The sequence below is a fragment of the Pseudoalteromonas sp. H103 genome (assembly GCF_001469205.1).
GTDB classification, from domain to species: Bacteria; Pseudomonadota; Gammaproteobacteria; order Enterobacterales; family Alteromonadaceae; genus Pseudoalteromonas; species Pseudoalteromonas carrageenovora.
On sequence record NZ_LOFG01000020.1, the window covers coordinates 180,856 to 206,583 of the forward strand.

Consider the following 25,728-nt stretch of genomic DNA (forward strand, 5'->3'; position numbering starts at 1 on the left):
GTATTTTCTTGTGTGAGTTACTTTTTACTGTAGTTGAGGTTGCTTAGTAATTCGAGCAAAGTGTTGTTATTAAAGTGCGCTATTTGTAAAAATTTATGTATTACTTGTTTGTACCTAATACATTTATATTGCGTTTTCTGGTATAGCTTTTGCTCTTGTTATTGTATTACACCGTTTTTTACTCGGTTTAAGCTGTTTTGTGCGTATTTAGTTCACTTACGCCCGTAACATTTACTTATTCCGAGTAATTAGGCCCTACAACAAGGATATAAAATGGCTTTTACTTTTAAACATGCCCGAAATAAATGGTTTTCTGTTCTAGTTGCTACTTTTTTATTTTTAATTCTACTAAGAGCGGCAGCGCCTTATGCTGTTCAATATTATGTAAACCAGCAGCTTGAACAAACACAAGGAATAACAGGGCATGTTGGCGATGTGGATTTATATTTATACCGCGGTGCCTATGCTATTGACGATGTTGAAATTTACGCTGTAGATGCAACATCGGCCCCTAAACCGTTATTGGCGGTACAAACTCTTGATTTTTCTCTTGCTTGGTCTGCGCTTTTAAAGGGTAATTTAGTCACTAATATGGCCTTTTCTCGCCCAGAAATTGTTATATACGATAAAGACCCATCAACCACAGAGCAAAACCAACAAGTTAAAGACGAAACAACATGGGTTGGGCTTGCTAACGATTTAGTGCTTTTTTCAATCGATACCTTGCGTATTAATAACGGTAAAGTCTCGCTAGTTAATGCGATAAATGACGGTGAAAAACCCACGTATATTTCAAATATAAATGCTGAGATTAAAAATATAACCAATGCCCAAAACCTGTCTAAAACGTTAGTCACCAGTTTAAATGTAGAAGGCGCTTTAATGGGAGAGGCTGCTCTTTCATTAAACGGGAAGTTAGATCCTTTTAGTGAACAGGCTAATTTTGATTTTAATGTTGAGGTGCAGCGCTTTTCGGTTAAAAATCTAGAAACTGTTTTTAAAGTGTATACCCCATTTGATATTGAAGCCGGTGGTATTGATGGTGCAATGGAGCTAGCTGCTAATAACAATAACTTAAATGGTTATGTAAAAGCTGGTGTGCACAATTTAAGTGTTTTTTCGTGGCGCGAAGATATTGAAAAAGATGACGACGGCCTATTTACCGCTATTTTTGAAGGCAGTATAGATTTACTTAGCTCGCTATTAGAAAACGATGATTCTAAGCTGGTGGCTGCACGCATTCCTATTGAAGGACAGTTAGATAATGCCGACGTTTCTACTTTTCAGGCGGTGGTATCGGTTTTAAAAAATGCGTTTTTTGATGCGTTTAAAATGAAAGTCGATAATGTTATCTCTTTTGAAGATACTGATAATAAACCTAATAACGAGGGAAATTAAAGCGTTTTGGTAATTTTAGTCTAATTAGACCTTTAAACGGCACCCACTTTTTAAACTGTAAGTGGGTGCTTTAGTACGCTTACTCGATTAGTTTTTGCGGTTACTCAATAGCGTTTTAAGCTCTGCAATTTGAGCTTGTAGTTCATTTACTTGCCCTTGCGTTGCGGGTAGCGAGTTACTATCTGCAAGTTCTTCACGGGCATTGCGATGTTCCTCGCCCATTACTTCTAAAATAGCGCCTACCATCATATTTAAAAACACAAACGCAGTTAAAAATATGAATGTAAGGTAAAAAATCCAGCTCAGCTCATAAACTGCCATGGTCTCGTACATTATGTCGGTCCAATCTTCAAAGGTTGCTATTCTAAACAGCGTAAGCATTGAAATTGACACATCTTTCCAAAGCACGGGGTTAATATCAGCAAACATCATGCTGCCCATGGCCGCGTAAATATAAAAAATAACAAACATTAGCAGCGCTATATAGCCCATTTGCGGAATGGCTTTGAGCAAGGAATTAACTAATAAACGTAGCTCAGGGATCATAGAGACTAAACGCAGCACCCTAAATATACGCAGTAACCTTGCAAGCAATACAGCCGAACCAGCTGCAGGGTATAAGCTACCGAGTACAATTATGGTATCGAATATATTCCATCCCTTCGAAAAAAAGTCTTTTATTCCTTTACTTGCTATAAAGCGAATAATTAACTCAACTAAAAAGAATGCGGTGATCCCTACATCCATCCAGTTAAGGGCAAATTCTACAGTTGGGTGAAGTGAGTAAGTGTGAGCACCTACAGTAAGGGCAGAAACAACAATAACAGCAATAACAAACGATTGAAATATCTTGCTTTTGTCTATACGCTGAAACAACTTTTGTAACTGCGACATCATAATTATGAATCCTATGCAAAGTAAGGTTTTATGGCGCTAATATACAATATTATTATTGGTGTGTTTATCTTTCGTTATTAAATTTACATTAGCTGTTTGCTATTTAATCACGGTATTCGTTATTTATATTATAACTTGCCTTAAATAGAACAAATTTGACAATCGAAGGTCTTATTTTTTGATACATAAAATACTTTAAACAATAACAGTGTAAGGAATTTCAATGCTAATTAGCACGTTTACTAAAAGTGCATTAATAGTTTTAGGGCTCTCACTCCTTGGCGGCTGTAGCTCTGATGCGCGCTTTCACGAAATACAATCGGCACGCCTTGATGAATGTAATTACAAAGCCGATAAAGAGTATTACGAATGTCTTGAAAACCAAGATAAAAACTTTGAAGAATACAAAAAGCAGCAAAGCGAGCAAACTAAATAAACCATGACCAAAACACAAAAACTCCGCGATAAAAAAATTAGACACGCGCTTACCACCGCATGTGAAAGCATTAAACACTCGTACCCAGGTTTTGCCTACTTAACCCATACAATTGACTTTAAAAACGAAACAAAGACATTAAAAGTGAAGTGTTATTTTGAAGATGACACGGCATACCACGAGAGCGAAACTCACTTAAATCAGATTGTTGATATTATTACAGCAGAGCTTGGTAAAATAAACTTACCTATAGCGGCTAAGCAAATATCGTTTTTAGTTGATTAACATTGGTTTGCCTTACTATGGGCGCTATAATTGCTAAAACTATTTTTAGGATTTAAACGATGGCTGTTCCTACGCGTTCGCAAATTACACCAGGCACAACAGTAAATATTGTATTAAAAGAAGATCAACGCAGTGGCACTTTAACTGAGGGGATTGTTGAGCGGTTACTAACTAAATCACCCAATCACCCACATGGTATAAAAGTACGCCTAGAAGATGGTCAAGTTGGACGAGTAAAAGAGATTTTATAATGACAGCGTTAACAGAGCAGGCTTTTTGGGATTTAGTAACCGCACCCGACTTAGGGCTTGACCCAGAAAGTGTAAGCGAAAATTTAAAAGCTAAACTAAGCGATTTAACTGACGAGCAGCTTATTGCCTTTGACAAATTTTTTGGTATTAACATGCGAAAATGTTTTACCTGGGATTTATTTGGCGCGGCATTTGTAATGGCGGGCTGTAACGACGAATACGGCTTTAGTGAATTTAGATGCTGGCTTATTTCTCGCGGACAAACAGTATTTAACAATGCTTTAACTAATGCCGACTCATTAGCACAGTGTTCACCGGTATATTATTTAAACGAGCAACCTTATCCTTATATTGACGAGTACGATTTAATTGCGGGTTTACTCTACGAAGAACGAAACGATGACGAGCTGCCGTTTGTTCCATCAGGTGAGCAACCAGCAGGTAAACGTTTTAAAGACAAACCTAAATTTTTAAAACAAAACTACCCACAGTTATTTCAAAAATATTGGCAGTAATTTTAGCAATCTTTTTGTGCCAAGGTGGTTGTATTTGAGTATACCATCTTGGCTTTTAGCTTCACATTTGTTCACAATCGAACCCATTTACTCATCTTTTCAAATGACTCTATGTTAATAAATATGTTAATAAATATGTTATATTTCCGTGTTTTTAAATGAATAAGTACTGAATAACAACAATATACGACATAGGAATGTTATGTATAAAACACTCTCATCAGGATTGATTGCGTTTTGCTTTATAAACTCGCTCAGTTCACATGCGGCGGTTTCGCAGCGTGTTAATAAATCATCCGCATCAGAAATTAACTCGCTTTTAAATCATAATGTAGCATTAGCCAGCAAAGCATCTGCAGGTTCTTACTTTATAGAAGTAGAACCTTCTGGGTCTGTTTCTGCTAAGCAAACTAGTTTATCAAAAAAAATGCAGCAGCATTTTGCAGGTGTGCCTATTTGGGGCCAGCAAATTATAGTGCAGTCTAGCAATCAACATATTAGTGGTTTTTTTGCTAAAAATATTAGCCTCAAATCTTTAAACAACACAGCTAATAGCCAGTTTGATGAATACTCTGCTGTTAATGCACTTTTAATTAAAGCTAAGCTTGTTGATTCAACCTCTTATAAAGTTATCAATAACCAACGTTATATTTATATTGATAACGGAGCAGCACATTTTGTTCGCTTAATTGAGTTAGATGTCACTGAAAATGGTGTAGAAAAAAAACCAATAGGCTTGGTAAGCGAATCTGATTACCGTGTATTTAAGCTGTGGAATAATATTCACAGTGCGCATGGCACGGGGCCTGGTGGTAATACAAAAACAGGCCAGTACGAATACGGTACAGACACCGAAGCGTTGGATATAACGCAGCGTGATGGGATGTGTTTTTTAGAAAACGATAAAGTTAAAACTGTTACGATGGAGTCTGGCTTTGAGCCAAGTGAAGCGTACTCTTTTGCCTGTGATCGCAATACACATAAAGAGGTGAATGGGGCATTTTCTCCTTTAAATGATGCGCATGCATTTGGTACGGCTGTATTTGATATGTATCAACAGTGGTACAACACGGCGCCACTTACTTTTCAATTATTAATGCGTGTCCACAGCGGTAACAATTGGGAAAATGCCACATGGAATGGTCAGGCAATGACTTTTGGTGATGGTGCCGATAATTTTTATCCATTGGTATCCCTTGATATTGTTTCTCATGAAGTCAGCCATGGTTTTACCAGTCAAAATTCTAATTTAATATATTCAGATCAATCGGGTGGTATTAACGAGTCTTTCTCTGATATGGCTGGTGAAACAGCTGAATATTTTTTACGTGGAGAGACTGATTGGCTATCTGGCGCTGATATTTCTAAAATAGATCCTGCACTTCGTTATTTTGAAACGCCGTCACTAGATGGACTTTCAATTGACAGAGCGAGCGATTATTACTCAGGCATGGATGTTCATTTTAGTAGCGGTGTTTTTAATCGCGCTTTCTTTTTACTTTCGAATACTACTGGATGGGATCCTAAAAAAGCGTTTGAAATAATGCTTTTTGCTAATCAAAATTATTGGGTTAACTCTAGTGACTTTATTGATGGTGCCTGTGGCGCTATAAACTCAGCCATTGACCTAAGATACAGTGCAAACGATGTAATCTCAGCATTCAATGAAGTAGGTGTTACCTGCGATAACATCCAGTTTATCGATGCTGATACTGATTTAATGGATGATAACTGGGAACTCCTTTACGGATTAGACCCAAGCGATGCCGCTGATGCTGCACTTGATTTAGACCAAGATGGTTTAACTAATCTTGAGGAGTACACAGCTAATACTTTACCAAATTCAGCAGATACCGACTCAGATGATTTATCAGACTACGATGAAATAAATGTATATCTTACTGAGCCTAATAATGCAGACTCTGACTCTGACCGCATGCCTGATGGCTGGGAAGTTTCGTTTTCATTAGACCCATTAAATGCAGATGATGCTCATCTTGATTTAGACTCAGACACCTGGAGTAATGTAATCGAGTTCTTTGGTAACAGTGACCCTTCAGACGCAAGCTCTGAGCCGGTCGTTTTTCCTGAAACAACCTTTAACTTCGATGATGCAGCTGTTCCAGATTTACTTATTTCGTCAAATTTACAGACGCCTTGGTTAACAACTCAATTTAATGATGGTTCTGGTTTTGTTTTAACTAATAACGATATTACCGATAATCAATCAACCAGCGTTGAATTTAGCTTTTTAAGTGGCGAGCAACGCTACGTAAACTTTAACTACGCATTAGACACAGAAAGTGGTTATGACTACTTTAGTGTTTCTATAAATGGTTCAGTTGTTTTAGATGAATCTGGCGTTAGCGAGTGGAAAAGTGCTTCGTTTCCTGTTGCTGCCGGACTTAATACAGTTAAGTTTAAGTATTCTAAAGATGTATCCGTTTCTACTCCTGCAGATGCTGTATATATAGATAATTTATATATTGGTCCTAATTTTCCTGATGCAGATAACGACGGTATGTCTGATTCTTGGGAATTACTGTACAACCTTGATATGACTAACAGTGAAGATGCTTCACTTGATGCTGACAACGATGGCCTATCTAATCTTTTAGAGTTTTTAAATGCTGGTTTACCAAACAACTCAGACACCGATGGCGATACTATCTCTGATGGCTGGGAGTATAATAATAGTTTAGATTTAGCCAACTCTTCAGATGCATCAGAAGATGCGGACAGTGATGGCTTTTCAAACTTAACAGAGTACTTGGCAAACACTGACCCGCAGTCTAATACTTCTTTCCCTGTTGCTTTAAATCTTACGACCTCTTTTGAAGGCTCTGCACTACCTAGTTGGATGGTTGAAACAGAAGGTTCTAGTGCTCCTTGGTTTATTACAGATGACTTTTCGACTGACGGTGTGCAAAGTATTCGTTCAGGTATTATCAACGACTCACAGTTTAGTGGTTTTACTGTAACAGGTTTATTTGAAGAGAGTGTATTAGCTTTCGATTATAAAATTGAATCAGAATCTTGCTGTGACTTTTTAATTATTACTATTGATGGGCAACCAGTTTTTGACCGTGCTGATCGAGGTAATTCAAATATCTCAGAAGTAACGTCTATTTTGCTTAACATAAGCGAAGGGCTTCATAATATTGAATTTAAATATTATAAAGATGGTTATGCTTCATCGGGTGCTGATACTGTATGGCTTGATAACTTTGCTTTATTTTCTCAATCTGATTTAACAGATACAGACAATGACCAACTTCCTGATTACTGGGAATTAGTTAATGGATTAAATCGCCTTGACGCAAGTGATGCAGCCTCCGATGCTGATACTGACGGTCTTTCAGCCCTAGAAGAATTTAACCTAGGAACAAATCCAACCTCAGCAGATACAGATGGTGATGAACTAAGTGATGGCTATGAGGTAAGTAATGATCTTTTACCTTTAGATGCTGCAGATGCTAATTTAGATTACGATGAAGATGGTTATACAAATATTCAGGAGTTTTACTCTCAGAGTCTAGCTAACGATGCTTCATCATTAGTGCAATCTTTTACGCAATTAAATGAAAGCTTTGAAGATGGCCTTCTTCCGACTAAGTTTACCGAACTTGCCGTTAACTCTTGGGGTTGGCAAGCTAATACAAGTTGGTCAACTTTGGGCGATGCAAGCCTTAGCTTAGCATTAACGCCTACTAGCAAGGTTGGGGGGTTTGCCATTGCGGGGTTATTTGAAGCCGGTTTTATTAATTTAGACTATTTGGTTTATGACTCTCCAGCGCTGCAAATAAGCTTAAATGGTAGCCCTGTAGATGTAAATCGTGGTAGCCAGTCTCGTTTATTGTTACCGGTAGATGATGGTTTTAACATTATTAAAGTTAAATATGAGGACTTATACCTTCAGCAGCAACCGTTATCAGTTGATAACATTACCTGGTCTGCAGATATAGACCTCACCAGCGACTATGATTCGGACGGTATTCCTGATTTTTGGGAAGTTGAATATGGGCTAAATGCTTTAGAACCCTACGACGCTAATTATGACGCCGACTATGATGGTTTGACTAATTTACAAGAGTATCAACTTTCGGGTAATCCGCTTAGCACTGATTCAGATGGCGATGGTATTCAAGACAGTGAAGATAGCCACCCAGGTGATGCAAGCCGCGGTGAAAATAGTCCGCCTGAGTTTGTATCAAGCCTTGAGCCAATTACGGTTGAAGCGACCTCACAATATACTAATATTACCCGTTTATATACTCCACTGGCGACTGATAACGGTCATTTAGAGCCTCAAGTATATTCAAGTTCAGGGTCTTACTTTCCACTAGGTGAGCACCAAATCACATGGATTGCACGTGATAATGTGGGCAATGAAACAGCGGCTATTCAAACGGTTACACTAGTTGATACAACGCCTCCAGTTTTACAGCAGTATCGTTTTGAAGTTTTTGGAAATACGCTAGTAGCGATACAAAATGCAATTATTGACAGTAGAGTTGTTTTTGACGACGTGTCAGGGATAGCGCTTATTGAAATAGAAGATAGCTTTGTATTTAGAACGGGTAATGTGCCAATTCCTGTTTCTGCTGTTGATGGTGCAGGTAACCGCGTATCGGGTGAAGTAACAGCGATGATCTATCCTGAAGTTAGTCTTCAACCTATTACGCATGTATACCAAAATGGTAATGTACTTGTTGACATATTTATCAGTGGCCCTAATCCATATGATTACACCGGTTTTTCTTTAAAAGCTAATAATAGTACGCAGTATATTAGAGCTGAGCAGCATGGACCTATTAAGGTTGAGTTAGCGCGCGAGTTTTTAGCAAATGCTACAAATATAAGTGTTATACCTAATCGCAATGCTTTTATAGGCAAAAATGATAACAGCCAACTCGTGTTTTTAAGTGAAGCTGCTAAGGCGGAATTTGTTACTGATTTTTATCAAAACGGTAAAGCAGTTAATAGAACTATTCAGCGCGCTATAACTGACTTTAATGCCACAATTCAGTTAGTAAATTTACCTAGTACAAGTAGTGATGTATCACTTGAGCTTATTGGCCCCACAGGTGTTGATTTTTACATTTATAAAACAGCTGATTCACAGTGGGATGTTTCATTTAGCGCAAATCTTTCTGAGCAAACCAATAATATAGATTTAACTTTACGTGTAAAACAAGGTGATGAACTACTAGCAACTAAGCAAACTAGTTTACGTATTGTTGATAGCGTTATATTTGATGACCCTGAGCTAGATACTGATGGCGACGGTATACCTGATATTGAGGAAGGGGTAGGTGATAGTGATAAAGATGGTATTGCTGATTACCTAGATAGCACTTCTACTACTAATACAGCTATCTTAGCTTCAGGTGATAGTGCTCACAGTATTGATGAGTTTAATCACTTAGCTGTAGGTAGCATTAAAGAGGCTCTAGCAGCGGGTTATATTGCTGATATGACTATTTCTGAACAAGCGCTTAGCACTTATTTCTCAGATTTAGATATAATAGAACCTCACTTCCAAGCTAAAAGTGATGTAATTAACCTTCGTGTTACGTTATCTAATTCATCAAGCACCGCAGAAATTGCACTACCTGAGTATGTAAATGCAATTTTAAGCTCAGACATGCAAGTAAGAGTACTAACCGCTGCAGGTTGGCAGTCGGCCACTGTATTATCAGGTAATGTATATGAGCAAGTGTGTTCACGCTGCTTTAGCTTTGCAATCGCAGATGGTAGCGCATTCGACCTTGATGGAGAGGTTAATGGGGTTATTGAAGTTGTGGCAAAACTAGCGCAGGAGAGTCTAAATCAGGCGCCTGTATTAAATGTGGATATGCCAGCAACGATAGAAGAGCTTGCTACTATTGAGCTTGATGCTTCTGGCTCTACTGACCCTGATGGAGATACGTTATCTTACGAATGGCGTGTTGAACACCCTCAGTTATCCATTACAGCTGAGGATACTCAAGGTAAAGCGGTACTTACCGTTGGTGAATTTGAACAAACTGTTGATGCAAATGTTACTTTGGTAATATCTGATGGGTATGAGCAGTTTACTGAAGTATTTACAGTTACTTTTTTACATGTAAATCAATTGCCGAGTGTAGAGCTAAGTACATCTTCTGTTTCGGTTGAAGAAGCTAAGCAAGTTACTGTTACGGCCTCTGCAAGTGATAAAGAGTCATCTGAGCTTACGTTTAAGTGGGTTCAAACAATGGGAATTGAAGTTGCTATTGATGATGTTGACTCTAACACCCTTAAGTTTACAGCGCCGAGTGTTTCTCAAACTACAGAGTTAGGCTTTAAACTTGTTGTATCAGATGGTGAAGGTGAGACTGAGCAAAGTTTAACTGTTACTGTTACTAATGTAGCAAGTACAGCTTCTTCAAGTCTTGAAGATAGCAGTGGCGGTGGTGGCTCATTAGCTTTCATGTTATTACTTTTAACATGTGCTGTAGCTTATAGACGAGCACTTATTTTTAAGTAGCGCTATAATTAAATATATTTTTTATATAACCAAAAGCCTCTTGATTTGATCAAGTGGCTTTTTGTTTTATGAACTAAATGTATTTTAAGTGAGTATAGGTAGGAGTGTGTTATGCTATTTTTACTAGTAATGAGTTGGAATTTTAATGAGTTATCGTAAAGTTTTATTATGTTTAAGCTGTTTATTTCTAAGCAATGTACTTTTTGCTAAAACTGCTACGCCAAGTAATAAGAGCCGTTTTATTCCTTTATTAAAAACAAAGCTAGGCGATTATAAGGTGGTTTCAGCAAGCTCTTCGCTTTGTGTTGATAGTCAATTGAGTTTAATAAACCCAGTGTATCCCGATGCCGGTTTTAAATTAGGTTCGCAAATAGTATTTGAAAGCCTGCATAACGGCACACGTACAACTAAAAAACCTAACTTTTGCTTTGTAACCAGCTCGTTTAAGTATAAAAGTGACGGGGTAGATAACAGCCTAAGAATGAGTCGCTGTGTTGATCCCGTTAACGAAAAAACCATTAGGCAAAGTATAGAATTTGTGAGCCCTACCACCGTTAAATACACCCTTAACGATCCTCAAGTACAATGCACCTTTGAAAAACAAGCCGATTAAACACAGTGTTTAACTTACAAAGGCAATATCGCGCTTATTCATAACAGTAAATTTTAGGTATATCGTGCCAGCGAGTCGTGTACTGGGGCGATAAATAATCGCGGTTCATGTGCCAGCGGTTGTTTAATTTACTGCTAGCAAGGCTTAGCATGCCTTTTCCGTATCTGTTATTTATTGTATCTAAGCACTGCATTAATTTGGGGTTATCGGCACTTTGGTTAAATAAATCGCTTTGCTGATACTGCACCGAGGTAAGCTCTAAAGCGCCTACGCCACACTTATAAAACCGAACACCTGGCTGATAAATATTATTAAACACCTCAGAGACTGCATTTGCCATTACGCAAGTATCGTTAGTGGGGGTTGCAAACTTATACATAAACGACTTTTTACAATAGCGGTCTTCGTGTTTACCGCTTGCGGCAAATATATAAAGTTGTTTTGTTAGTGAGCGTTGCGCCCGTAATTTACTGGCAACGGTAGTAACATGGTTCATAAGAGCGGTTTTTAATGCGCTAGGCTCGTATATTCGCTCGCCAAAACTACGGGTAGAATAAATTTCTCGTTTATCTTGGCGTACATCGTCCCAGGTTAAACACGCTACACCGTTAAGCTCGCTTACTGTACGCTCTACAACCACACTAAATGCACGGCGCATTGTTTTAGGGCTTTGCTGTGCAAGTTCCCACGCTGTGTTTATGTTCATTATTTTAAGCTTTTTAGCTAAGCGCTTGCCTATACCCCATACATCTTCGCAGCTCATTCTTTGTAAAATGGCTTGGCGGCTTTGCTCGTTATCTATAACGGCTACACCATCAAATCCGCTTAGCTTTTTAGCTGCGTGGTTAGCCGCTTTGGCAAGGGTAGGCGTTGGGCCAAAACCTACGCCTACGGGCAGTTTTGCTTCTCGCCATACGGTACGCCTCATTACATGACCGTATTCGTGCCAGTTTTTAATCAGTGGCGTGTAGCCATTAAAGTGTAAAAACGACTCATCAATACTGTATATGTATTGTGTGTCGCAAAAGCGGCCAATTATGTTCATCATTTTGGCGCTTAAATCGGCATATAGTTCGTAATTGCTTGAGCGTACAACCACGTTGTTTTGCTCAAGCAAATGCTTAACTTTAAAATAAGGACCAAATTTAGGAATGTTTAACTGCCTAGCAATAGGGCACACAGCACATACGCAGCCGTCGTTATTAGTAAGTACAACAACAGGTTTGGAGCGAATGGAAGGGTCGAATACTTTTTCGGCGCTTGCATAAAATGAAACAGCATCCACTAAGGCGTACATTTTAAAAGCTCTGGAGTTTGCCTGTGCATTCGTACAGAAAGCGTTACTACGCCCTCTAACTGAAACTCATCTGCTGGGGTGAGTTGTACAGGCTTATGTAAGGGCGATGCCGACAGCAGCCTTGCATTCGTTTTATCAAGTAACTTACAAACAAACAGGCCATTTAAATTGGCAACAATAACATCGCCATTATCGGCTTGCTCTGCACGGTCTACTACAAGTAGGTCGCCTTCAAAAATACCTACCTCTTGCATAGAGTTACCCGATGCAATGCCAATAAATGTGGCATCTGGGTGCTTTATTAATAGCTCATCAAGAGAAACACCTAGCTCGGTATATTGCGCCGCGGGCGATTCAAACCCACACACACCGGCTTCTATATAAACGGGAATAACAAACATAACACAACCTAAAACGCATATACTGTATAAGTGTACAGTATATGCGTTTTGTATGAGTTATGCCAAGAAATGAAAGACGATCAATCCATGTTTTTGATCATTTGTTGTGCTGTATTTAAAAAGTCTTTGATTTGTTGAGGGTTTAAATTTTTGCACATTTGATCATTTATTTGCTGCTCAGACGCTAATAATTTATCAAACAATGTATTGCCTTGCTCAGTGAGCGATAAAATAAAACAGCGTTTGTCGTGCTCACTTGCTTGCTTATTAATAAGGTTTAACGCAATAAGATCTTTAACTAACCGTGCTATTTGTGCTTTATCGCGCTGTGTTCTAGTAACTATATCGTTAGCTGTGCAATTACTTGTACCAGCAATTATATGTATACAGCGTACGTGCATAGCGTTAATACCCAACTCTTTGGCGTTAATGGCCTCACGGATTGTTACACGGTAATTTTGCATGAGTTCAAACAAGGTATTTGATAAAGGCGTGTTCATAGGGCTCTCAATATGGTTGACAATGTCAATTAATTTGCTATAGTTGATTTTATCAACCAATGGGGCGTTGTGCAATGCTTGCTGTAAAAAGCAGTTAACTATTTTGTAAACGAGGTGATTTTAAATGGGTAAACAAGTTCGCAAAGCTAAAGTATTAAGCACTGAGCAAATTACACCGCACTTACAGCGTATTGTTGTAGGCTCAGACGATTTTGCAGATATAACCTGTGCGCACATTGGTAATTATGTAAAAGTGCTTATTCCACAAAATGGCGTTGCCGATTTAAATTTAAAAACGGCATGCATGCGCTCATACACAATACAGCATGTAAATGAGCAAAGCGGCGCACTAACGCTCGATTTTGTAATTAATATGCACCAAGGCCCAGCAACCCATTGGGCTAAAATTGCACAAGTAGGGGATGAGCTAGGTATAGCAGGCCCAGGCCCTAAAAAGCTCGATAATTACCAGCATTCACATTATGTATTACTTGGCGATTTAACATCGGTAAATGCTATTAAAGGCTATGTACAAACGCTTCCTTTGTTTTCAAAAATTGATGCGTTTATACATGCCCCAACAAAGCAAGACATAATTGATTTAGACACCACACGCAACATTAATTGGATAATTACCAATAACGCCGATGAAGCAATGCTCAATGCAATTAAAACTATTGAGCTAACAGAGCAGCCACCTATTGTGTTTATGGCGCTAGAGGCCAGTTTAGTACGTAAAGCTAAAGCCGTGTTTAGTGAGCACTTTAACATACCGCGTTGTAATATAGTGTCATCAGGTTACTGGAAAAAAGGCGTTGACTCTGAAGGTTATAAAAAGCAGCGCCAACAAAATGCTGAGCTTGCTTGAATACCTTAGAGCAAAATAACATATACCTATTTTGCTTTTATGCTTACCCTTAGCTTGAATTGATTTAATAGCAGTCCCATTTAAGTGTTTTATGCTGATAATGAACTCATTATTAGTATGCATTTTTAGGAGCTGCTATTTTGTTATCTTCCATTCCTTTTTCGTTATTAGAGCTTGCCCCCATGATCAAAGGGGAAAGCGTTTCTCACACGCTCAATAAAACCACCAAATACGCCCAGCGCGCCGACCAATTAGGCTTTAACCGCTTTTGGCTGGCCGAGCACCATAATATGCAAGGTATAATTTGTGCTGCTACTTCAATATTAGTAGGTCATATTGCAGGTAAAACTCAGCGTATACGTGTTGGCTCTGGCGGAATAATGCTACCAAACCATTCACCATTAGTTGTGGCTGAGCAATTTGGTACGCTTGAAAGTTTATACCCCGCACGAATAGATTTAGGCCTTGGCCGTGCACCCGGTAGTGACCCTGTTACAAGCCGTGCACTTAATAACGATATAAGCCGAGCTGAAAACTTTCCTGGTGAAGTAACTGAGCTACAAACATTATTAGGCCCATACAACGGTACTCACCCAATACGTGCTATTCCGGGGGAGGATACAAACGTACCACTTTGGTTATTAGGCTCAAGTCTATTTAGCGCTCAGTTGGCCGCGCAAAAAGGGCTGCCTTATGTATTTGCAGGGCACTTTGCACCGCGTTTTGTACATGATGCAATAGCACTGTATAAACGTGAATTTAAAGCCTCAAACGTACTCGATAAACCCTATGTAATGCTTGCTTTACCGCTGGTGGCAGCAGAAACTGACGAAGAAGCTCAATACCTTTCTACCACCTCAAAGCAACGGGTGCTTGAACTAATACGTGGTAAAGAGCTGTGGTTAAAGCCGCCGGTAGATACCATGGAAGGTTTATGGAGCGAACAAGAGCGCGCCCATGTAGAGAACTTTTTAAGCTTAAGCGTTGTTGGCGGGCACGTAAGTATAAAACACAAGCTAGAGATGATAGCCAAAGAGCTTGAAGTGGATGAGTTTATATTTACAAACGACGTATACGATAGTGAAAAACGCCACCGTGCACTAGAAATTTTAATGGAAATAAAACATTAATTGGTTATTTAGTTAAGCAAGCGTACACCCAAGGCTTGTTAATATACAGGCATCATAAAAAGTTAGTTGTTTTATACCTATTTTATTAACTTTTAGTGGTGTCTGTATTAAGTTGTTTTCGGTTTTTAAATAGTTAGCGTAAAGTGTTATGCCAATTGTAAGCGGCTACTTTTGCATTTAATACCGTTCTGTTTTTTCAATCAAACTGATTTAAACAATCAATTTTAAGATATCACTTTAATTTTTTATAATGACTGTATAAACAAAAACATCATTAAATTAAAGGCAGGTACACCGTGAATTCTCTAAACATCCCATCAGCTAATTCAGTTACTAAACCAGCGCAGCCAAAAGTTGCTCTGATTGCTGAAGGTGGCGGACAACGAGGGATATTCACAGCCGGTGTACTTGATGCGTGGTTAGAGCAAAACTATGACCCATTTGACTTATTTATTGGTACCTCTGCTGGTTCGCAAAATTTAACTAGCTACTTAGCTCGCCAAAAAGGTTACGCTAAGCGCTTGATTAGAGGGCTTTCGCGCAATAAACGTTTTTTTCAACTAGGTCGCGGCTTAATGGGTAAGCACATAGTAGATTTAGACTGGTACTTTGATAAAACCACTGAGGTAAACAGAGTACTCGACTTTAAAACAGCTAAAACTAGTTTAGGCGACCGTGAGCTTTTAATAACCGCGACTAACGCACGCGACAGAAAAGCCTATTACTTATCACCTACCGGTGAAGGCAAACAATGGCGCGATCTGTTAAAAGCATCAAGCGCATTACCGTTTTTATACAAACAAGGCGTTAAACTAACACCGTGGTTAGATACAAAAGCGGCAAACGAAGCACACTTAGCGGCAGAGCAAAGCGAAGAAGACTTTTACCTCGATGGCGGTTTAGCTGCACCCTTACCTGTACGCGAAGCATATAACCGTGGTGCACGTAAAATTGTGGTTATAAGAACGGTAGACGCACACTTTCAGGCACAATCTGCGTGGGTGCAAAAATTAAGAACGTTTGCATGTGCATCAGGCTACTGCCCAAAAACACTCGACTACTTAATTCAGCATGAGCAAGCGTATTTAGATGAGCTTAACTTTATTGCTAACCCACCAAGTGATGTAGAGATTATACAAATTTTTGCAGACGAAAAGCTGCACAGTAAATTATTAGGCAGTTCAAACAACGATTTACGCTTTGATCATAAGCTAGGTGTAAAAGCGGGCAGAGAGTATTTAAAAAGCCAAAACGCACGTATCGTAGATTACGCACACAGCTATGCAATGTAGCTGTGTTCTAACGCTTAAGCGTAAAGGGACATTATTAAACCTAACCTAAGTAGATGACAATAATATACTGGTTTCGCTATTTAAAATGCCTTCTATTTCGCGTACTTGCCTGAGTACGCCATCAAACTCACCTAAATTTGCCGCCTGTATTTCAGCCACTAGATCCCAAGCGCCATTGGTTGTATGTAACTTTGTTAGCTCTGGTATGCCGCGCATGGTTTTAATTACCTGCGATGTAGATTTACCCACCACTTCCACCATCATTATTGCTCTTACAGCTTCGGTTTCTATGTGTTCGTGTACACGCACCGTAAAGCCTAATATAGCGCCCGATGAGACTAAACGGTCTAAGCGGTTTTGCACTGTCCCGCGCGACACCTTTAAAACACCGGCTAGGGCTGAAATAGAAGCGCGGCCATCTTTTCGTAATTCGGCTATTAATGCGTTATCTAATGAGTCGTAAATGTAAGGGGTCATAAAACGCCTTGGGTTATGTGTTTATTACAAATTACTAAATTTGTACTTTATTGCATAGCAATTTGCTAAAAAATACCATTATTTGTATAAACTTTTGGCATTTCAAGTAACACCTCTGGCCTATAAACTAATTTCAATTAATTTATTTAGTCATTAAAGAGGTATTTATGAGTCATTTTATCGCACAACCTAAACAAGGTGTTCCATTCGTTAGCGTACAGGCAATGGCCAAACTTATAAATAAAGTCGGAATAGAAAACGTATTGCTTGAGCTTACCCAAAGATTAGAACACGACTTTGCTCGCTGGGACGAATTTGATAAATCACCACGTTATGCAGCGCATTCTCCAGATGGCGTAATAGAGCTTATGCCCGTAAGCGACGGTAAAATGTTTAGCTGTAAATATGTAAATGGTCATCCAAAAAACACCTTTAAGGAACTTCAAACCGTGGCCGCGTTTGGTATTTTGTCGGATGTTGATAGCGGCTATCCGGTTATGATCAGCGAAATGTGCTTACTAACAGCCTTACGCACAGCGGCTACATCGGCGCTTGTAGCAAAGTATTTAGCGCCTAAGCACTCAACAACACTTACATTAATTGGTAATGGTGCACAGTCTGAGTTTCAGGCATTAGCTTTTAAAGCTGTATTAGGTATTACTCACATTCGTTTATACGATATTGATAAAAACGCCTCACAAAAAGCCTACAACAACTTAAGTGGTTACGGCTTAAATGTAACTCTATGCAATAGCGCAAAAGAGGCCGTACAAGGCGCGCACATTATTACCACCTGCACAGCCGATAAAAAAAATGCCACTATTTTAACCAGCGATATGATCCCCCAGGGCGTGCATTTAAATGCCATTGGTGGGGATTGCCCTGGTAAAACAGAGCTTGATTCACAATTATTAACGCGCGCAAATGTGTTTGTAGAGTACGAACCGCAAACCAGAATAGAGGGCGAAATACAGCAAATGAGCGAAACCTTTGCCGTAACAGAGTTTCACAAAGTAATTAATAAACAAACACCTGGGCGTACAAGTAACAACGAACTTACTATTTTTGATGGGGTAGGCTTTGCAAGCGAAGACTTTACTGCGCTGGTGTATATTAAAGACGCGCTGGTGGCTGCGGGTGAGTTTGAACTACTTGATTTAATTACACAACAAGCTGATCCGCGTAATTTATTTTCGGTACTTAATAGTACACAACCATCAAAAACACCTAAGCAAGAGCAAGTCGCATGAGCCACATAAAGCAAGCACCAACAGCGGTGGTGATGGTGCGCCCGCATCACTTTACATCTAACCCACAAACCATGTTAGACAACACGTTTCAAAGTACCTGCAACTCACAAAATCAGAGTCAGCTTGCCTTTGACGAAGTCACTAATGCGGTTAAATTATTACAAAACGAGGGCGTAACGGTTCATCTTTTTGAAGACGAACATACACACACGCCCGATTCTGTGTTTCCAAATAATTGGTTTTCTACCCATCAAAGTGGCGAGCTAGTTATGTACCCAATGTACGCAGAAAACAGAAGGTTAGAATATCGTAAAGATATTATTGATTTTTTGACTAATCACTATAAAGTGTTGTCTGTGACTGATTATTCATTTTTATCGAAAGAAAATGCATTTCTAGAGGGCACAGGATCGCTTGTTATTGACCACCCCCATAAGCTTGCTTATGCAGTAGAGTCTAAGCGCACTACTAAAACAGTGGTTAATACAGTATGCGAGCAATTAAAGCTAAAACCTGTTGTATTTAACGCATACGATGAGCAAGGTACTGCGGTTTATCATACTAATGTATTAATGTGTGTAGCTACAGAGTTTGCCATGATCAGCCTAGATATGGTGCCAAATAGTCAGCACAAACAATTAACTAGCCATTTTATACAAAGCCATTTAGAAGTAATAAACTTATCTAATGAGCAAATAAGTAGCTTTTGCGGCAACGCAATAGAGTTACAAGGTACAAATGGTCGTATTTTAGCACTCTCACAAACGGCGTTTAATGCACTTACAACCGAGCAAAAAGCAGCAATACAAAAAACAGCTAAACTTGTTCCGTTACCTATACGAACCATAGAGTCGGCGGGAGGTTCGGTTAGATGCATGATTGCTGGCATACACCTGCAAAGTAAATAACCTACCACTAAGTCAACATACTAAGGCAGCTTAGCTGCCTTAATCTATGGCTAACATGCATTATTAAATGCCAATTACTCAACTACGCGCTGAGTAAAAACATAATAAATACAAAAGGATTAGCCCATGTTCGATACCGTAGTAAAAAGTGTAAATGGCCTATTATGGGGAGAAGGCCAAATACTAATCTACATACTACTGTTTGCAGGTATTTGGTTTTCGGTACGTTTAAAAGCAATTCAAATAGTAAAATTTAAACACATGTTTAGCCTGTTAAAAGGCAGTAGCAAGTGTAAAAAAGACGACATTTCATCATTTCAAGCATTGTGTACAGGCCTGTGTGCCCGTGTAGGTACAGGTAATTTAGCCGGGGTCGCTGTTGCAATTTCACTAGGCGGAAGCGGCGCCATATTTTGGATGTGGGTTATAGCCATACTAGGCATGGCAACCGGCTTTGCCGAAAGTGTATTAGGGCAAGTGTATAAAGTACGCGATAGTGGTGGCGAATTTAGAGGCGGCCCCGCCTATTATATTCAACAAGGTTTGGGCAGCCGTGCCTTTGCTATTGTGTTTGCCGCGTGTTTATTTTTAGGTTATGGCTTTACCTTTAGTGCCATGCAAACCAATACCATAACCGACGCGCTTAACTATGCTTTTCAAGTACCTACCTTTTATTCTGGATTAGTTATTACCGTATTAGCAGGCTCAATTATATTAGGTGGCTTTAAAGCCATTGCCCGCTTTGCTGAGCGAGTAGTGCCATTAATGGGCATATTATTTGTAGCCGCGGCGGTTATTATTACAATTATGAATTTACCGCAAGTACCGGCCATGCTTAAAGATGTATTTTTATCGGCCTTTGGTTTGCAAGAGGCAGGCGCAGGTGCAATGGGGGCAGCCATTAAAAATGGTATTCAACGTGGATTATATTCTAACGAAGCCGGTGCAGGTAGTGTGCCGCATGCTGCAGCAAGCGCAAGCCCTATTCCTAACCACCCAGTAACACAAGGCTACATACAAATGCTTGGCGTGTTTTTCGACACCATTGTGCTTTGTAGTTGTACCGCAGTAGTTATTTTATTAGCCGATGTAGATATAAGCGGCGAAATGGAAGGCATACGTTTAACGCAAAGCGCTATGACCGCCCATTTAGCACAAGGCGGTGTTTATTTTGTTGCAGCTGCAATTACCTTATTTGCATTTACCTCGGTAGTAGCAAATTATGCCTACGCAGAAAGTAACCTGCATTTATTTAAGCTCGATAACAAAGTAGGGCGCACAATTTATACATTACTTTATTTATCAATGATGCTGTGGGGCGCATCTGCGTCTTTAAAAGAAGTCTGGGATTTAGCCGATATAGCATTAGGGTTAATGACAGTGGTTAACGTAATCGCTATTATATTGCTCACGCCAACTATTTTGTCTGTTAATCGCGACTACAACACACAAAGAGAAAAAGGCATAGAGCCCAAATTTAAAGTAAAAGACGTAAAAGTACAGGGTAAATGCGAAAGCGGCATTTGGGATTGATTCCCGTATTTTTAGCAATTTTAACGATAAAAAGCGGTTTTATGGCAACATAAAACCGCTTTTTAATTTTGCATAATTATTCAATTTTGGGTTGTGTGAACAGCACTAAAATATAAGAATAACAAGGTAAATTGATTTAATGATCGACATTCACGCAGGTAAAACAGCAGCAAAAATCATTAACGAGCAGGGCTTTAAACCGGAGTTATTTACCTCTTTTTTAGGGGCAAGTGGCGGGCCTAAATGGTTTACATTATTTGGCTTAGACAAATATATTTTTGGTGAGTTTTTTAAAGACCGCACCCAACCACTTAATTTAATTGGTTCTTCTGCTGGCGCATTTCGTTCAGCCTGTTTTGCACAAAACGACCCCGTTGCTGCCATTGAGCGTTTAGCCAAATCGTATTCGCAAACTAGGTACTCAAGTAATAAACCAACACCAAATGAAATAACAATAAAAGCGCGTGCATTACTTGAAGATGTTTTTGGAGACAATGGCGTAACCGAAATTATAAATAACCCTGTATTTAAAGCGCATTTTATAGTGGCTAAATCTAATGGCTTTATTGCTAGCGAAAATAAATTAATACAGCTACTGGGTTTATCAAAAAGTTATATGCTCAACCGTGTTAACCGAAAATTATTAGGCTCACAGTACGAGCGATTTATTTTTGGCGCACCCAACAGCAATTTATCAATAACCGACAGTTATAATTTTAAAACGCAAAACATACCACTTAGCCAAACAAATTTAAAAGATGCCTTACTTGCATCAGGCTCTATACCACTTGTTATGCAAGGCATAAAAAATATTGCAGGCTCGCCACCCGGCATTTATCGCGATGGCGGAATAATTGACTACCACTTTGATTTAAAAATTAATAACCCAGGCTTAATTTTATATCCGCATTTTAATAGCGAGCCAAAAGCAGGGTGGTTTGATAAAAATTTAAAACGTAAAGTGTCCCCACAAAATTACGATAACGTGGTGATGATCACCCCATCAAAAGAATTTATAGCCGGTTTACCTTACGGAAAAATTCCAGATAGAAACGACTTTACCGATCTTGATGCAGACACACGTATTAAATATTGGAATACCGTTTTTAGTGAAACTGAAAAATTGGCTGAAGCATTTGATAAGAGATTAATGATTAAATAAATGTATGCCTTAGAAATAACAATAAGTTAGGAGTGTTTGAAAGTAAAGGCAGATTCGATAGGCAAATAAATCCAATCTAATAAATAAAAATTTATAAAATAATCATTGTCAAAAAAATAGTTTGAGCTAATGAATTGCTCCACTAATATAGATAAGCGTCATAAGATATGGTGTAATTTTTAATTTAAAAAGCTAATTATTAATACCTAAATAACTAGCTTTATTATTTATATAACGATTTGGTGAAATAAAATTTCAGGGTTTCATTTTTATAAAATTTTTTTTAGTATCGACTAATTCTTATCTATAAAAAATTTTATTCACTAAAATTTTTATCAAGTTTATTAACTAGAGAGCGAAAGTCATTAGTTAGAATTTCCTCTGAATTTGGAGCTAAAACTATTGCTTTTGAAAAATATTTATCTTTAAGTAGTTCATCACCATTTTTTTCATGTAATAGTCCAATTCGGAAGTAAGTTAAAGCAAGGTTTAAGTTTGTTCCTTCAATTGAAAGCTCATCTGGGCCCATATGCTCTAATAAACGAGCTAGTGAATTTAATGCATATAAACCGGTGGCAGTATCATTAAACAAATAAGCTTTATGGGCTTCATTGATTTCATTTTTTAAATATGAAGATGTTGAGCTATTTGCAAACGCATTACTTATGGATAGGGTGAAAAATATGAAAAACATCAATATTTTGAAAGTAGTCACTTTTTATTCCTTTAAATAATTAACAGTATTAAAAATATACAAGGTTGTATAAGAATTTACAACTTATCGATCATGGCCCATAAATTACGTTATGTTAAATTAGGTTGTTTATAATAAAGCGAGCGTGATTATACAAACCAGCCCGCTTTTAAGAGAGTTATGAGGGGTTAATTTAGCTCAGAATCTACCCAAAATTTAGTGCCTTTTAGTACAGCTTGTAGTGCAAGGCCATTTTCGGTTAAAGAATATACGGTAACTTGATCTGCAATGGCTTCTGCAACCAGTGCTCCACCTTTATCTTCGTATTTTGCTGCTGCATCTGCGTTTCCGCCAAATGCCCAACCGTGTTCAATAAATCTATTTACTGCTGCTTGGTTATGAAAAACCATAACAACATTAAAGTCTTTAACACCTAAACCTAGGCCTAAACCGGCTTCGCCCATATTCATGTAGGTTGATTTACCCGTTAAGTTATTTTTTACTACACCATAACCACCACCAAAACTGGCTAAAACAACATTGACGTTCGCGTTATCAAATACAGCGTAACCAGCCGAGTTGGCAATTTGTTTTTTAACATCGGGTTTTTGTGCATATAATTTGTCTAGCGTATTTGATTTCATGCTTTGTACTAGAGAGCGTTTTTCGCCTGGTGAAGCACTGCCCGTTGTGGCACAACCTGTAAGTAAAACACTTAATGTAATTACACTTAAAATAATAAACTTTTTCATAAACTTTCCTTAATAAGACCTAGCAAAACTAAATCAGTAAAAATGTGTAAATAATTAAACTTTCACTATGTCCAATACTAGACAGTATCGGACTTTAACGTTAAGCTGTAAGTCTATTATTTTATTGAATATTTACACATTATGCTCGTTGCTTTAGTTGATACGTTAAAACAATTAAGATACCAAATTGCTCATCTTGATGACGATACTCTTAAATCAGAATACCCAGAACTTGCATCCTTTATACAGCAAGTTGGCTTGACTGTAACTGAATCAAAGGCTGATCTTAAATTTTTATACCAGTTTTTATATGTTTACGGACGAAAATCAGAAGCAACATATAGTCGTTTTCGAAATGAGCTAGAACGCTTTTATTTATGGTCTTGGTTAATTGCCGAAAAATCTGTGTTCGATTTAAAACGTGAAGATATTGAAGCCTATGTCGATTTTATGGTTGAGCCAGATAAAAAATGGGCATCAACTTCTGTACAATGGCGCTATAAGGATGAGCAAGGTATTCGCCGATTAAACCAAAATTGGCGCCCTTTCATGCAAAAAGAATCTATAGCAAGCCAGCAAACTTTGTCGGCTATGTTTACCGCATTAAATGTGTTTTTTAAATTTGCGATTTTAGAAGAACGCACATTTGCGAACTTTTTACCTGTGGTTAAAAAAAATAGCCCCTATTTAGTGGTTCAGTCTCAAATACAAATTCCTGATACTTTAAGTGATATCCAGTGGGAATATGTATTTGGTGTAACACGTGATTTATGCGAACAAAAACCAGATCTTGAGCGTAATTTATTTACCTTAGCTTGTTTAAAAGGGTTATATTTACGAATTTCTGAATTGTCAGAGCGCCCGCAGTGGTCGCCTGTTATGTCCCACTTTTGGCAAGATAATGACGGCTTTTGGTTTTTACGTATTATGGGTAAAGGCAATAAACTTCGTGATGTTACATTAAGTGACGATTTTGTTGAATATTTAAAACGCTACCGATTATACAGAGGGTTACCCGCCCTACCTCGCGTTGACGAATCAGAACCATTAGTTCATAAAATTCGTGGCCAAGGTGGGATGACCGTTAGGCAAATTAGGCGTTTAGTACAACAAAGTTTTGATTTGGCCCAACAATCTTTACTTGATGATGGTTTTAAAGATGATGCAGAACAACTTGAAGCGGCAACTGCACATTGGCTACGCCATACTGGTGCAACACACGATGCACAAACACGGCCTTTAAAACATTTATCGGAAGATTTAGGGCACTCTAAAATTGCGACAACCGATCAAATTTATATTCAAACAAATATTAAAGAGCGAGCAAAATCTGGCGTTAAAAGGAAAATTTAATGGAATACTTAGTGATAGCATTTATTGGTTTTTTATTTTTAGTTTACTCAATTTCTATTAGGCAATTAGAGCGAACAGAAATTACAGGACCTATGTTTTTTGTTTTAGGTGGAATAGGTTTAGCGTGGTTACTGCCCAATGAAGGCGAAGAATTAAAAACGGGCATAGATTTTTTATTACCGTTAATAGAACTGACTTTAAGTATATTTTTATTTTCTGATGCGGCTAAATCTAAATTAAGTGTTTTAAAACATAGTTTTCAGTATCCTAGTTTATTATTGTTTGTTGCCCTACCCCTTACCTTACTTTGTGGTATTGGTGCTGGACTATTTTTATTTACAGAGTTATCACTTATTCAAACTGCATTGCTTGCAATTATTTTAACGCCGACCGATGCCGCATTGAGTAAAGGTTTATTAGCAAGTACAAATGTACCTGAAAAAATTCGAGAAGGTATAAATACTGAAAGCGGATTAAACGATGGTTTATGCGTACCTGTGTTTTTAATATTTATTTTGCTTGCTAAAAATCCTGATTCAGCAATAACAGCATCGCAAACATTAGGTGTGTTTTCGCGAGAGTTAGGTTTAGCTGTATTAATAGCGGTTACATCAATTGCTTTATTTATTCCGGTATTAAATTTTGCAATGAAACGTCATTACTTTGCACAAAACACTAGTCCATTTTTACTATTAGGTTTTGCCATGGCTATTTTTTCAATAACGCAGTACTTTCATGGAAGTGGTTTTATTGCTGTATTTATTGCGGGTTTGTTATTTGATAAGTTTTCAGACACGGGTGTTCGAGCAGAACTGATTGAAGATTCTGAACATATTGCTGATTTTACATCGTTAATGATTTGGTGCCTGTTTGGTTTTGTATGTGCATATTTAGTTTTACCAAATATGAATAAAGAAATAATTATTTATGCGTTACTTAGTACTACGTTAATTAGAATAATTCCGGTTATGTTGTCGCTTCAATTTACAGCGCTTAATACAAAAGAACGTTTTACATTTGCTTGGTTTGGACCGCGAGGTTTAGCATCGATTGTTTTTACTTTAATGGTTATAGATACACAAATAGAAAATAAATACGACATTGCAACTATCGCTATGACAACTATTTTATTTAGTGTGTTTATTCACGGTATAAGTACAAAACCAATTGCAGATAGTTTTGCTAAACAATCTAAATAACTTTTA

Annotated in this window: 23 protein-coding genes; 16 read left to right on the top strand and 7 right to left on the bottom strand. The window is 38.1% G+C overall.

The features are described 5' to 3' along the window. Nucleotides 1-273 precede the first annotated feature (273 nt). A complete protein-coding gene (locus ATS74_RS18520) occupies nucleotides 274-1,398 on the top strand; it encodes a DUF748 domain-containing protein (protein WP_058550334.1) in 1,125 nt (374 codons plus the stop codon). Between the two features lie 87 nt (nucleotides 1,399-1,485). Here ATS74_RS18520 and ATS74_RS18525 read toward each other — a convergent pair whose 3' ends face one another. Then, nucleotides 1,486-2,295 carry an ion transporter gene (locus ATS74_RS18525; RefSeq protein ID WP_058550335.1) on the bottom strand — a complete coding sequence of 270 codons (810 nt, stop codon included), beginning with the start codon at nucleotides 2,293-2,295 and terminating at the stop codon, nucleotides 1,486-1,488. Nucleotides 2,296-2,518: 223 nt separating this feature from the next. On the opposite strand from ATS74_RS18525, the gene ATS74_RS18530 reads away from it, so the two are divergent. The 6 genes from ATS74_RS18530 (at nucleotide 2,519) to ATS74_RS18555 (ending at nucleotide 10,906) form a co-directional block, all read left to right on the top strand. After that, entirely contained in the window at nucleotides 2,519-2,731 is a 213-nt protein-coding gene (locus ATS74_RS18530; protein WP_058550336.1) for a hypothetical protein, read from the top strand. Nucleotides 2,732-2,734: 3 nt separating this feature from the next. After that, complete coding sequence (locus ATS74_RS18535; protein WP_058550337.1) at nucleotides 2,735-3,016, top strand: hypothetical protein; 282 nt, start codon at nucleotides 2,735-2,737, stop codon at nucleotides 3,014-3,016. 59 nt (nucleotides 3,017-3,075) lie between these two features. Continuing rightward, nucleotides 3,076-3,267: a YwbE family protein gene (locus tag ATS74_RS18540; RefSeq protein ID WP_058550338.1), complete on the top strand. Its 192-nt coding sequence runs from the start codon at nucleotides 3,076-3,078 to the stop codon at nucleotides 3,265-3,267. Next, nucleotides 3,267-3,782 (top strand): DUF4240 domain-containing protein, encoded by a 516-nt coding sequence (locus ATS74_RS18545; protein WP_058550339.1) that lies wholly within the window; start codon nucleotides 3,267-3,269, stop codon nucleotides 3,780-3,782. The genes ATS74_RS18540 and ATS74_RS18545 overlap by 1 nt, the downstream gene beginning before the upstream one ends. 202 nt (nucleotides 3,783-3,984) lie before the next feature. Further along, entirely contained in the window at nucleotides 3,985-10,293 is a 6,309-nt protein-coding gene (locus tag ATS74_RS18550) for a M4 family metallopeptidase (protein ID WP_058550340.1), read from the top strand. Nucleotides 10,294-10,438: 145 nt separating this feature from the next. Then, nucleotides 10,439-10,906 carry a hypothetical protein gene (locus ATS74_RS18555; protein WP_058550341.1) on the top strand — a complete coding sequence of 156 codons (468 nt, stop codon included), beginning with the start codon at nucleotides 10,439-10,441 and terminating at the stop codon, nucleotides 10,904-10,906. 34 nt (nucleotides 10,907-10,940) lie between these two features. Here ATS74_RS18555 and ATS74_RS18560 read toward each other — a convergent pair whose 3' ends face one another. From ATS74_RS18560 to ATS74_RS18570, 3 genes are all read right to left on the bottom strand, one after another. Then, nucleotides 10,941-12,203 (bottom strand): Y-family DNA polymerase, encoded by a 1,263-nt coding sequence (locus ATS74_RS18560; protein WP_058550342.1) that lies wholly within the window; start codon nucleotides 12,201-12,203, stop codon nucleotides 10,941-10,943. Further along, nucleotides 12,191-12,604, bottom strand: a complete 414-nt coding sequence (locus ATS74_RS18565) for a S24 family peptidase (RefSeq protein ID WP_058550343.1) — start codon at nucleotides 12,602-12,604, stop codon at nucleotides 12,191-12,193. Before ATS74_RS18565 ends, ATS74_RS18560 begins: the two co-directional genes overlap by 13 nt. 80 nt (nucleotides 12,605-12,684) lie before the next feature. Next, nucleotides 12,685-13,104 (bottom strand): MarR family winged helix-turn-helix transcriptional regulator, encoded by a 420-nt coding sequence (locus ATS74_RS18570; RefSeq protein WP_058550372.1) that lies wholly within the window; start codon nucleotides 13,102-13,104, stop codon nucleotides 12,685-12,687. A gap of 124 nt (nucleotides 13,105-13,228) precedes the next feature. On the opposite strand from ATS74_RS18570, the gene ATS74_RS18575 reads away from it, so the two are divergent. The 3 genes from ATS74_RS18575 to ATS74_RS18585 all read left to right on the top strand — a co-directional run bounded on the left by ATS74_RS18575 (nucleotide 13,229) and on the right by ATS74_RS18585 (nucleotide 16,394). Beyond that, entirely contained in the window at nucleotides 13,229-13,972 is a 744-nt protein-coding gene (locus ATS74_RS18575) for a siderophore-interacting protein (RefSeq protein WP_058550344.1), read from the top strand. A gap of 140 nt (nucleotides 13,973-14,112) precedes the next feature. After that, nucleotides 14,113-15,102 carry an LLM class flavin-dependent oxidoreductase gene (locus ATS74_RS18580; RefSeq protein WP_082660689.1) on the top strand — a complete coding sequence of 330 codons (990 nt, stop codon included), beginning with the start codon at nucleotides 14,113-14,115 and terminating at the stop codon, nucleotides 15,100-15,102. Between the two features lie 296 nt (nucleotides 15,103-15,398). Beyond that, nucleotides 15,399-16,394: a patatin-like phospholipase family protein gene (locus ATS74_RS18585; protein WP_058550346.1), complete on the top strand. Its 996-nt coding sequence runs from the start codon at nucleotides 15,399-15,401 to the stop codon at nucleotides 16,392-16,394. A 45-nt stretch (nucleotides 16,395-16,439) separates the two neighbouring features. Here the strand turns inward: ATS74_RS18585 and ATS74_RS18590 are convergent, their stop codons facing one another. Next, a complete protein-coding gene (locus tag ATS74_RS18590) occupies nucleotides 16,440-16,871 on the bottom strand; it encodes an Lrp/AsnC family transcriptional regulator (protein WP_058550347.1) in 432 nt (143 codons plus the stop codon). A gap of 167 nt (nucleotides 16,872-17,038) precedes the next feature. On the opposite strand from ATS74_RS18590, the gene ATS74_RS18595 reads away from it, so the two are divergent. The 4 genes from ATS74_RS18595 (at nucleotide 17,039) to ATS74_RS18610 (ending at nucleotide 21,724) form a co-directional block, all read left to right on the top strand. Beyond that, the gene (locus tag ATS74_RS18595; protein ID WP_058550348.1) at nucleotides 17,039-18,121 is read left to right on the top strand and encodes an ornithine cyclodeaminase; all 1,083 of its coding nucleotides are present in this window, start codon (nucleotides 17,039-17,041) and stop codon (nucleotides 18,119-18,121) included. Continuing rightward, a complete protein-coding gene (gene ctlX / locus ATS74_RS18600; RefSeq protein ID WP_058550349.1) occupies nucleotides 18,118-19,029 on the top strand; it encodes a citrulline utilization hydrolase CtlX in 912 nt (303 codons plus the stop codon). Before ATS74_RS18595 ends, ctlX begins: the two co-directional genes overlap by 4 nt. Before the next feature lie 126 nt (nucleotides 19,030-19,155). Further along, the gene (locus tag ATS74_RS18605; RefSeq protein ID WP_058550350.1) at nucleotides 19,156-20,562 is read left to right on the top strand and encodes an alanine/glycine:cation symporter family protein; all 1,407 of its coding nucleotides are present in this window, start codon (nucleotides 19,156-19,158) and stop codon (nucleotides 20,560-20,562) included. Between the two features lie 139 nt (nucleotides 20,563-20,701). Then, nucleotides 20,702-21,724: a patatin-like phospholipase family protein gene (locus ATS74_RS18610; RefSeq protein WP_058550351.1), complete on the top strand. Its 1,023-nt coding sequence runs from the start codon at nucleotides 20,702-20,704 to the stop codon at nucleotides 21,722-21,724. A 316-nt stretch (nucleotides 21,725-22,040) separates the two neighbouring features. Here the strand turns inward: ATS74_RS18610 and ATS74_RS18615 are convergent, their stop codons facing one another. Beyond that, on the bottom strand, nucleotides 22,041-22,439 hold the full coding sequence (locus tag ATS74_RS18615) for a hypothetical protein (RefSeq protein WP_152996134.1): 399 nt from the start codon (nucleotides 22,437-22,439) through the stop codon (nucleotides 22,041-22,043). Between the two features lie 167 nt (nucleotides 22,440-22,606). Next, nucleotides 22,607-23,170, bottom strand: a complete 564-nt coding sequence (locus tag ATS74_RS18620) for a YSC84-related protein (protein ID WP_058550353.1) — start codon at nucleotides 23,168-23,170, stop codon at nucleotides 22,607-22,609. A gap of 141 nt (nucleotides 23,171-23,311) precedes the next feature. Between ATS74_RS18620 and ATS74_RS18625 the strand changes: the two genes are divergently transcribed. Continuing rightward, nucleotides 23,312-24,523: a tyrosine-type recombinase/integrase gene (locus tag ATS74_RS18625; protein WP_058550354.1), complete on the top strand. Its 1,212-nt coding sequence runs from the start codon at nucleotides 23,312-23,314 to the stop codon at nucleotides 24,521-24,523. Then, nucleotides 24,523-25,722: a cation:proton antiporter gene (locus ATS74_RS18630; protein ID WP_058550355.1), complete on the top strand. Its 1,200-nt coding sequence runs from the start codon at nucleotides 24,523-24,525 to the stop codon at nucleotides 25,720-25,722. The genes ATS74_RS18625 and ATS74_RS18630 overlap by 1 nt, the downstream gene beginning before the upstream one ends. Nucleotides 25,723-25,728: the final 6 nt, after the last annotated feature.